Origin of the sequence: Burkholderia sp. LMG 13014 (assembly GCF_905232215.1) — a bacterium.
Taxonomy (GTDB): Bacteria; Pseudomonadota; Gammaproteobacteria; order Burkholderiales; family Burkholderiaceae; genus Burkholderia.
This window is the reverse complement of record NZ_CAJNKE010000195.1, coordinates 1-9917: the sequence shown is the minus strand read 5'-3', so window position 1 is coordinate 9917 and position 9917 is coordinate 1. Positions and strand designations below refer to the sequence as shown.

7 protein-coding genes and 2 tRNA genes are annotated in these 9917 nt (G+C 62.8%); 7 read left to right on the top strand and 2 right to left on the bottom strand.

Translation table 11 applies throughout. From position 1 onward, the window contains the following. Window positions 1-79: glycerate kinase (locus JYJ84_RS37870; protein ID WP_240201877.1), on the bottom strand; the 79-nt coding region annotated here is incomplete at its 3' end. 389 nt (window positions 80-468) lie between these two features. Between JYJ84_RS37870 and tig the strand changes: the two genes are divergently transcribed. From tig to JYJ84_RS19410, 7 genes are all read left to right on the top strand, one after another. Continuing rightward, window positions 469-1815, top strand: a complete 1347-nt coding sequence (gene tig / locus JYJ84_RS19440; RefSeq protein WP_174960970.1) for a trigger factor — start codon at window positions 469-471, stop codon at window positions 1813-1815. A gap of 140 nt (window positions 1816-1955) precedes the next feature. Further along, window positions 1956-2609: an ATP-dependent Clp endopeptidase proteolytic subunit ClpP gene (gene clpP, locus JYJ84_RS19435; RefSeq protein ID WP_010092137.1), complete on the top strand. Its 654-nt coding sequence runs from the start codon at window positions 1956-1958 to the stop codon at window positions 2607-2609. Between the two features lie 164 nt (window positions 2610-2773). Further along, window positions 2774-4045, top strand: coding sequence for an ATP-dependent Clp protease ATP-binding subunit ClpX (gene clpX / locus JYJ84_RS19430; protein WP_006489345.1), 1272 nt, complete (start codon window positions 2774-2776; stop codon window positions 4043-4045). A gap of 197 nt (window positions 4046-4242) precedes the next feature. Beyond that, entirely contained in the window at window positions 4243-6666 is a 2424-nt protein-coding gene (gene lon / locus JYJ84_RS19425; RefSeq protein ID WP_175223375.1) for an endopeptidase La, read from the top strand. A 204-nt stretch (window positions 6667-6870) separates the two neighbouring features. Then, window positions 6871-6946, top strand: a tRNA-Val gene (locus JYJ84_RS19420). A 23-nt stretch (window positions 6947-6969) separates the two neighbouring features. Further along, window positions 6970-7046, top strand: a tRNA-Asp gene (locus JYJ84_RS19415). Window positions 7047-7375: 329 nt separating this feature from the next. Further along, entirely contained in the window at window positions 7376-9310 is a 1935-nt protein-coding gene (locus JYJ84_RS19410) for a SurA N-terminal domain-containing protein (RefSeq protein WP_174960972.1), read from the top strand. A gap of 70 nt (window positions 9311-9380) precedes the next feature. On the opposite strand, the gene JYJ84_RS19405 is transcribed toward JYJ84_RS19410, so the two are convergent. Next, the coding region (locus JYJ84_RS19405) for an arylesterase (RefSeq protein WP_205189383.1) at window positions 9381-9917 on the bottom strand (537 nt) is incomplete at its 5' end.

The window sequence follows — 9917 nt, the reverse complement described above, 5'->3', positions numbered from 1 at the left end:
CGACCTGCTCGGCGGAAAGCGAGCCTTTGAACGAATCGGGCGCGATGACGACGACAGGCGCGGACGGGTGTTGCGGCATGGTGTCTCCGGAAGGCGTGATTGGTGTGAGGAATGAATGGAGCCGCGGCGGCGGCATACCTTCAATCGGAGCTTACAGGATGGCGGGCCCGTGGTGGATACGGCGTTCGGCATAGCGGCGATCCGCGCGCATTGCCGTGCAGAGGGCTGCCGATGCGGGGCAGACGCATGTACGTCGCGCCGATCTGGCGGTGTGAGGAAAATTGTTTGCTAGAATAGTCGATTCTTCCGGCCAAAGCCGTGCTCCGAGCCGCTTGCGCTAGCCATCCGGCGCGTGCAGGGATGGCGTGGCGCTCCGGCGCGGCGAGTGGATGTGACGCACATCACGCCGCAGGCAGGCACGGCAAGGAAAACCCGATTCGCTCGAATAATTTTAGGACGATTGAAGCCATGGCTAACGTTGTTGAGAACCTCGGCAAGCTTGAACGCCGCGTGACGATTTCCCTGCCGAAAGACACCGTGCAGAAGGAAATCGACGCCCGTATCCAGAAACTCGCGAAGACCGTGCGCATGCCGGGTTTCCGCCCGGGCAAGGTGCCGGTGAAGATGGTCGCGCAACAGTATGCGGGTCAGGTCGAGGCAGAAGTGCTGAGCGACAAGATCGGCCAGGAATTCTTCACGATCAGCCGCGCGGAAAACCTGCGCGTCGCTGGCCAGCCGAGCTTCGAGCCGAAGCAGGAGCAGGCTGAAGGTGCATACGCGTTCGACGCGACGTTCGAGGTGTACCCGGAAGTGAAGATCGGCGATCTGGCGACGGCTGAAGTCGAGCGCTCGACGACGTCGATCGGCGACGATGAAATCGACCGCACGCTGGACATCCTGCGCAAGCAGCGCGTGCACTTCCACGCACGTGGCGAAGCCGGCGAGCACGGCGACGGCGGCGCGGACACCGCAGCGAAGAACGGCGACCGCGTGACGGTCGACTTCGTCGGTAAGATCGACGACGTCGCGTTCCAGGGCGGCACGGCTGAAGATTTCCCGTTCGTGCTCGGCGAAGGCCGCATGCTGCCGGAATTCGAAACGGCAGCGCTGGGCCTGAAGGACGGCGAGTCGCGCACGTTCGATCTGGCGTTCCCGGAGGATTACCACGGCAAGGACGTCGCGGGCAAGACGGCGCAATTCACGGTCACGATGAAGAAGATCGAGTGGCCGCACCTGCCGGAAATCGACGGTGAATTCGCGAAGTCGCTCGGCATCGAAGACGGCGATCTCACGAAGATGCGCGGCGAGATCAAGGAAAACCTCGAGCGTGAAGCGAAGCGCCGCACGCAGTCGATCGTCAAGAACCAGGTGATGGACGCGCTGCTGAAGATTTCCGAACTCGACGTGCCGAAGGCGCTGATCGAGCAGGATCAGCAACGCCTCGTCGAAATGGCTCGCCAGGATCTGGCGCAGCGCGGCGTGCCGAACGCGAAGGACGCACCGATCCCGGCCGAGATGTTCGCCGAGCAGGCAGAACGCCGCGTGAAGCTGGGCCTCGTGCTGGCCGAACTCGTGAAGTCGAACAGCCTCGAAGCGAAGCCGGAACAGATCCGCGCGGAAGTGGACGAGTTTGCGAAGAGCTACGAAGACCCGAAGGAAGTGGTCCGCTGGTATTATTCGAACCAGCAGCGCCTCGCCGAGATGGAAGCGTTCGTCGTTGAAAGCAACGTCGTCGATTTCGTGCTGGGCAAGGCGAAGGTGACGGACAAGGAAGTGAGCTTCGAAGCACTCGCGAGCGCATCGGCGCAAGCGTAAGTGTTGCTCTAGCGGCGTGCCGGCTGTCGGAGCGACGGCCCGCACGCCGTTTTTACGTCAAGCGCACGGTTGCCATTAATATGGCGATTGAGCGGGCGGCTTCCTTCCGTTCAATTTTCCATTCGAACAAGGTTCATTGAATGATCACTCGCGCTGAATTGCTGGACATGCTTGCTTCGAACGCGCCGCAGGGTTTCGAGGCGCAAGCGCTGGGGCTGGTGCCGATCGTCGTCGAAACGAGCGGCCGCGGCGAGCGTTCGTACGATATCTACTCGCGTCTCCTGAAGGAGCGCCTGGTGTTCATGGTCGGCGAAGTGAACGACCAGACCGCCAACCTCGTGGTTGCGCAGCTGCTGTTCCTCGAGAGCGAGAATCCCGACAAGGACATCAGCCTGTACATCAACAGCCCGGGCGGGTCGGTGTCGGCCGGCATGGCGATCTACGACACGATGCAGTTCATCAAGCCGGACGTGTCGACGTTGTGCATGGGCCTCGCGGCCAGCATGGGTGCGTTCCTGCTCGCGTCGGGTGCGAAGGGCAAGCGCTTCGCGCTGCCGAACTCGCGCGTGATGATTCACCAGCCGCTCGGCGGCGCACGCGGCCAGGCATCCGACATCGAGATCCAGGCACGCGAAATCCTCTACCTGAAGGAGCGGCTGAACCAGTTGCTCGCGCAGCACACGGGCCAGGACGTCGAGCGCATCGCGCGCGACACCGACCGTGATAACTTCATGTCGAGCGAGGATGCGAAGGCGTACGGGCTGATCGATCAGGTGCTGCTGAAGCGCCCGTGAGCTTAAGTGGGGTGCCGCCCCGATTCGTGCGGCGCCCCTGCGATGTCCCGAACGCCCTGAGCATCTGCGGCAAGCGCATCCAGCCGGCTCCGGTCGCGCCCTAGGCGCGGCGCTCGGAGCATTCGGCGTATCATGTCATTTACCTGTCCGGAGGCTCTACATTCATGGCGGACAAAAAAGGTTCGAACAGCGAGAAGCTGTTGTATTGCTCGTTTTGCGGAAAGAGCCAGCATGAGGTGAAAAAACTCATCGCTGGCCCGTCGGTGTTCATCTGCGATGAATGTATCGACCTTTGCAACGAGATCATTCGCGACGAGGCGGCTGCCGCCGGCGTCGAGGCCAGCCTGTCCCGGTCGGATCTGCCGAGCCCGCAGGAAATTCGCGACATCCTCGATCAGTACGTGATCGGCCAGGAGCGCGCGAAGAAGATCCTCGCGGTGGCCGTGTACAACCACTACAAGCGCCTGAAGCATCTCGACAAGAAGGACGACGTCGAGCTGTCGAAGAGCAACATCCTGCTGATCGGCCCGACGGGTTCCGGCAAGACGCTGCTCGCGCAGACGCTCGCGCGGTTGCTGAACGTGCCGTTCGTGATCGCCGACGCGACGACGCTGACCGAAGCCGGCTACGTCGGCGAGGACGTCGAGAACATCATCCAGAAGCTGTTGCAGAACTGCAACTACGAGGTCGACAAGGCCCAGCGTGGGATCGTCTACATCGACGAAATCGACAAGATCAGCCGCAAGTCGGACAACCCGTCGATCACGCGCGACGTGTCGGGCGAGGGTGTCCAGCAGGCGCTGCTGAAGCTCGTCGAGGGCACGATGGCGTCGGTGCCGCCGCAGGGCGGCCGCAAGCACCCGAACCAGGATTTCATTCAGGTCGACACGACCAACATCCTGTTCATCTGCGGCGGTGCATTCGACGGTCTCGAAAAGGTGATCACCGATCGTACCGAGAAAACCGGTATCGGCTTCGGCGCGACGGTCAAGAGCAAGCAGGAACGCGACGCGGGCGAAGTGCTGCGCGAAACGGAACCGGAAGACCTGATCAAATTCGGTCTGATCCCCGAATTGATCGGCCGCCTGCCGGTGGTCGCGACGCTCGGCAAGCTCGATGAAGCGGCGCTGATGAAGATCCTGGTCGAGCCGAAGAACGCGCTCGTCAAGCAGTATCACAAGCTGTTCGCGATGGAACGCGTCGAGCTGGAAATCCGGCCGGGCGCGCTGCAGGCAGTCGCCCGCAAGGCGATCCGCCGCAAGACCGGCGCGCGCGGTTTGCGTTCGATCATCGAACAGGCATTGCTCGACGTGATGTACGAACTGCCGACGATGAAAGGGGTCAGCAAAGTCATCATCGACGAGAACGTCATCGATGGCGACGGCAAGCCATTGCTGATCTACGAGGACACGCCGAAGGTGGCGGGTTCGAACTGACCGGCTTGCCGACGATGTTCTGCGAAAAAGGCCGTTCATGAGACCGTGGGCGGCTTTTTTTCGTTTATCTTGTGGGTAACTCTGACTCGACACGCGGTGGTTACTTTCTTACCGAATATTTCCCGCACTTGAAGGCTTGCAATTCGTTGTGGCGGCCTCAATTACCGAACAATTGATTCCACTCATGGGGAAATGAAATGTCAGGCACCCAACTTCTCCCGCCGGAACGCATCACGCTCCCGCTGCTGCCGCTGCGGGATGTCGTCGTTTTCCCGCACATGGTGATTCCGCTCTTCGTGGGCCGGCCGAAATCGATCAAGGCCCTCGAAGCAGCGATGGAAGGCGGCAAGCACATCATGCTCGTCGCCCAGAAAACCGCGGCCAAGGACGAACCGACCGAAAAGGACATGTACGAGGTCGGTTGTATCGCCAACATCCTGCAGATGCTGAAGCTGCCGGACGGCACCGTGAAGGTGCTTGTCGAGGGCCTGCAGCGCGCGAAGGCGTTGTCGATCGAAGAGCAGGAAACGCAATTCTCCTGCGAAGTGATGCCGCTCGAGCCCGATCACGCCGACAGCGCTGAAACGGAAGCGCTGCGCCGCGCGATCGTGTCGCAGTTCGACCAGTACGTGAAGCTGAACAAGAAGATCCCGCCGGAGATCCTCACGTCGCTGTCGGGCATCGATGAAGCAGGCCGCCTCGCCGACATGATCGCCGAGCGCCTGCCGCTGAAACTCGACCAGAAGCAGCACATCCTCGAGATGTTCCCGGTCATCGAGCGCCTCGAGCATCTGCTCGCGCAGCTCGAAGCCGAGATCGACATCCTGCAGGTCGAAAAGCGCATCCGCGGGCGCGTGAAGCGCCAGATGGAAAAGAGCCAGCGCGAGTACTACCTGAACGAACAGGTCAAGGCGATCCAGAAGGAACTGGGCGAAGGCGAAGAGGGTGCCGATCTCGAGGAACTCGAGAAGCGCATCAACGCCGCGCGCATGCCGAAGGAAGCCAAGAAGAAGGCCGACGCCGAGCTGAAGAAGCTGAAGCTGATGTCGCCGATGTCGGCGGAAGCGACCGTCGTGCGCAACTACATCGACACGCTGATCGGCCTGCCGTGGCGCAAGAAGAGCAAGGTCAACAATGACCTGTCGAACGCCGAGCAGGTGCTCGACGAAGATCACTTCGGCCTCGAGAAGGTGAAGGAACGCATCCTCGAGTATCTCGCGGTGCAACAGCGCGTCGACAAGGTCAAGGCGCCGATCCTGTGCCTCGTCGGGCCCCCGGGCGTCGGCAAGACCTCGCTCGGCCAGTCGATCGCCCGCGCGACGAACCGCAAGTTCGTCCGGATGGCGCTCGGCGGCGTGCGTGACGAAGCCGAGATCCGCGGTCACCGTCGTACGTACATCGGTTCGATGCCGGGCAAGATCCTGCAGAGCCTCACGAAGGTCGGCGTGCGCAATCCGCTCTTCCTGCTCGACGAAGTCGACAAGATGGGCATGGATTTCCGCGGCGATCCGTCGTCGGCGCTGCTCGAAGTGCTCGATCCGGAACAGAACCACACGTTCGCCGACCACTACATCGAAGTCGACTTCGACCTGTCGGACGTGATGTTCGTCGCGACGTCGAACTCGCTGAACATCCCGCCGCCGCTGCTCGACCGGATGGAAGTGATCCGTCTGTCGGGCTACACGGAAGACGAGAAGGTCAGCATCGCCCAGCGTTACCTGCTGCCGAAGCAGAAGAAGAACAACGGGCTGAAGGAAGGCGAGATCGACGTCACCGAACAGGCGATCCGCGACATCATCCGCTACTACACGCGCGAAGCCGGTGTGCGTTCGCTCGAGCGGGAAGTGTCGAAGATCTGCCGCAAGGTCGTGAAGATGCTGCTGCTGAAGAAGGCATCGGGTGCGATCAAGGTCGATGGCGAAAACCTCGACACGTTCCTTGGTGTGCGCAAGTACGACTTCGGCCTCGCGGCGAAGGAAAACCAGGTCGGTCAGGTGACGGGCCTCGCGTGGACGGAAGTCGGCGGCGACCTGCTGACGATCGAAGCCGCGGTGATGCCGGGCAAGGGCAACGTGATCCGTACGGGTTCGCTCGGTGACGTGATGAAGGAGTCGGTCGAGGCGGCACGTTCGGTCGTGCGCTCGCGTTCGCGTCGTCTCGGCATCAAGGACGAAGCGTTCGAGAAGCAGGACATCCACATCCACGTGCCGGAAGGTGCGACGCCGAAGGACGGTCCGTCCGCCGGCGGTGCGATGACGACCGCGCTGGTGTCGGTGCTGACGGGTATCCCGGTGCGTGCCGATGTCGCGATGACGGGCGAAATCACGCTGCGTGGTGAAGTCCTGCCGATCGGCGGCCTGAAGGAGAAGCTGCTCGCAGCGCATCGCGGTGGCATCAAGCTCGTGCTGATCCCGGAAGAGAACGTGAAGGATCTCGCCGAGATTCCGGACAACGTGAAGAACGCGATCGAGATCGTGCCGGTCCGCTGGATCGACAAGGTGCTGGAACTCGCGCTCGAGCGTTCGCCGACCCCGCTGCCGCCGGAAGAAGAGGCGAAGGCGGCGGCACCGGTCGCCGATGCGGCGAAGGATGCCGGCTCGACGGAATTCGTCAAGCACTAAGCATTGGGGCACCGTCCTTCCTGACGGTTGTTCACGAAACCCGCGGCGTGGCCGCGGGTTTTTTTATGCGTGTCGGCATCGTGCGCGCGAACGTTTAAAAAATTCACGTCGGGGCTTTGCAAAATGATTGGGGATGAATTAAACTCGCGGGCTCGCTGGTTGTTGATGCCGAAACGCAGATCGCAGCCAGAACGAATCGGAAACGGGTGCTTAGCTCAGCTGGTAGAGCGGCGCCCTTACAAGGCGTAGGTCGGGGGTTCGAACCCCTCAGCACCCACCAGTTTCCTGATTCAGCCAGACCAAGGAGCGGTAGTTCAGTCGGTTAGAATACCGGCCTGTCACGCCGGGGGTCGCGGGTTCGAGTCCCGTCCGCTCCGCCAGAAAATGAAGAAGCCCGCCTTGTGCGGGCTTTTTCATTTGTGTTGTCCGATGCGCCCGCTGGCGGGCGCGTGACAGCGGAGTGGAGGAAGCTGCCTGCGCAGCTTCCGGCGGGACTCGAAGGGTTGCGCTTGCAAGCGCAGCCGCGGCCTGCGTGATGTAGGCGCGTCCCGTCCGCTCTCCAAACAATCAAAAACGCCCGCGTTGTGCGGGCATTTTTGTTTTGTGAGCCCGGTTGTCGTGTTGCGCTCGCCTGTAGTGCGCCTGCTTTTCTCCCGTCCCACCCCGTATGTTGTAATATCGGTCGTTTTGTCCAATTTTCCCGTCACGCATGCTCGATTTCTTCCGTAATCACCAGCGCCTGATGATGGCGCTCCTGCTCCTGATCGTGTTGCCGGGGCTGGGTTTCGTCGGGATCCAAGGCTTCCGCGGCTTCTTTGACGATAGCGCGAACGTCGCGGCAGTCAACGGGCACAAGATCACGCGGGTCGAATTCGACGGCGCGTTCCGCCAGCAGATCGACCAGGCGCGCCAGGCACTCGGCGGGCAGTTCGACATCAAGATGTTCGATACGCCCGAGCACCGCAAGCAGGTGCTCGACGGCCTGATCCAGCAACGCGTGCTGGCAGACGAAACGCAGCGTCTGCACCTGACCGCATCCGACAACGCCGTGCGCGAAGCGCTGATGAGCGACCCGATGATCGCGTCGCTGAAGAAGCCCGATGGTTCGATCGACGTCGAGCGCTATGCGCAACTGCTGTCGTTCCAGGGGATGACGCCCGAGCAGTATCAGGAGCGCGTGCGCTACAGCCTCTCGCTGCAGCAGATTCCGGCCAGCATCGTATCGAGCGCGTTCACGCCGAAGAGCCTCGCGCAACGCCTGTCCGAACTCGCCGCGCAGCAGCGCGAAGTGCAGCCGCTCGTGCTGAAGACGAGCGATTTCGCAGCGAAGGTCCAGCCGACCGACGCGCAGCTCACCGCGTACTATGACGCGCACAAGCAGAGCTTCGCGACGCCGGAGACCGCGACGATCCAGTACCTCGTCTATTCGCCGGCCGCAGCGGCCGCGGGCGCGCAGCCGACCGATGCGGACATCAAGAAGTTCTACGACGACAACCCGACGCACTTCCGCACCGAAGCGCAGGTTCGCGTGAGCCACATCTTCATCGCCGCAGCGGGCAGCGCCAGCGCGGCCGACAAGGCGGCAGCGAAGACGAAGGCCGAGCAACTGCTGGCCGACGTGAAGGCGCATCCGGACCAGTTCGCGCAGATCGCACAGAAGAGCTCGCAGGACGCACCGTCGGCCGCGAAGGGCGGCGACCTCGGCTTCATCACGCCCGGCTCGACGGCAGGCGGCAAGGCGTTCGACGATGCCGCGTTCGCGCTCAAGCAGGGCGACGTGAGCGGTGTCGTGCAGTCGGATCTGGGCTTCCACATCCTGAAGGCAACGGAAGTGAAGCCCGCGGCCGTCAAGCCGTTCGCGGACGTGAAGGATCAGATCGCAGTCGACCTGAAGCAGCAGTACGCATCGAAGGCGTTCACGGACAACGCGGAAGGGTTCACGTCCACCGTCTACGAAAAGGCGAAGACGCTGCAGCCGGCCGCGGACAAGTACAAGCTGACGCTCCAGACGGCTACCGTCACGCCGACGCCGAATCCGCAACTGCCGCCGACGAGCCCGCTGAACAATCCGAAGTTCCTGGCCGCCGTGTTCGCCACCGACTCGGTGAAGAGCCAGAACAACACGCAGGCGATCGACGTCGGCAACAACACGCTGATCTCGGCGCGCGTGACCGACTACAAGCCGGCTGCCGTGCCCGCACTCGACGCGATCAAGGACGTCGTGCGCCAGAAGGTCGTCGCCGAGCAGGCCGCGGAACTCGCGAAGAAGGACGGCGCGGCGAAGCTCGCCGAACTGCAGAAGTCGAAGTCGACCGACGGGTTCGCGGCCGCGCAGAAGGTATCGCGCACGCAGTCGCAGGGCCTGACGCCGGCTGCGCTGAGCGCCGTCTACAAGGTCGATGCGAAGACGCTGCCGGCCTACGTCGGTGTCGATCTCGGCGCGGACGGCTACGCGATCTACCGCGTGAACGCGGTGATCCCGGGTTCGGCGGTCGATCCGCAGCAACTGGCGGCCGCGCAGCAGCAGATGGCGCAGGTCGACGCACAGAGCGAAGGCGAAGCGTATCTCGCCGCGCTGCGCGATCGCTCGAAGGTGAAGCTGTACGGCTCGACGACCAGCCAGTCGCAGAACGGCGACAACTGATAGTCGTTTCGTACGCAACAAAAAGCCCCGCTTCATGCGGGGCTTTTTGTTTTCCGGCGAGGACTGCTCGTCAGCCGCGTGGCTTGCCGAGCAGCGGTTTCAGCGCCGGCCACACGTTGTCGAGCAGAACGCCCTGCGCTTGCTGCGCAGGGTGCATCTGGTCGGCCTGGAACATCTCGGGCTTGTTCTCGATGCCGGCCAGCAGGAACGGCACGAGCGGCACGCCGAGATCCTTCGACAGGCGCGTATAGACGGCGTGGAACTTCTGCGTGTAGTCGGGGCCGTAGTTGGGTGGCACGTACATGCCGACCAGCACGACCTTCGCCTGTGCCTGTCGCGCGCCGGCGATGATGTCGCGCAGGTTCTGCTCGGTCGTCGCGAGCGGCACGCCGCGCAGTGCATCGTTCGAACCGAGCTCGACGACGACGATCGACGGCTTGAGTCGCTGCAGCACCGCGGGCAGCCGCGCCCGGCGGCCGCTCGTGGTGTCGCCGCTGACGCTGGCGTTCGCGACGCTATAATCGATTCGCTCGGTCGTGAGCCGTTGCCGCAGCAACGCCACCCAGCCGGTGTCGCGCGGCAGCCCGTATTCGGCCGACAGGCTGTC

Bases quoted from the DNA above. Each gene is read 5' to 3' on its own strand.
- tig (WP_174960970.1), top strand. From the start codon at position 469: ATGGCTAACGTTGTTGAGAACCTCGGCAAGCTTGAACGCCGCGTGACG.
- clpP (WP_010092137.1), top strand. From the start codon at position 1,956: ATGATCACTCGCGCTGAATTGCTGGACATGCTTGCTTCGAACGCGCCG.
- clpX (WP_006489345.1), top strand. From the start codon at position 2,774: ATGGCGGACAAAAAAGGTTCGAACAGCGAGAAGCTGTTGTATTGCTCG.
- lon (WP_175223375.1), top strand. From the start codon at position 4,243: ATGTCAGGCACCCAACTTCTCCCGCCGGAACGCATCACGCTCCCGCTG.
- JYJ84_RS19410 (WP_174960972.1), top strand. From the start codon at position 7,376: ATGCTCGATTTCTTCCGTAATCACCAGCGCCTGATGATGGCGCTCCTG.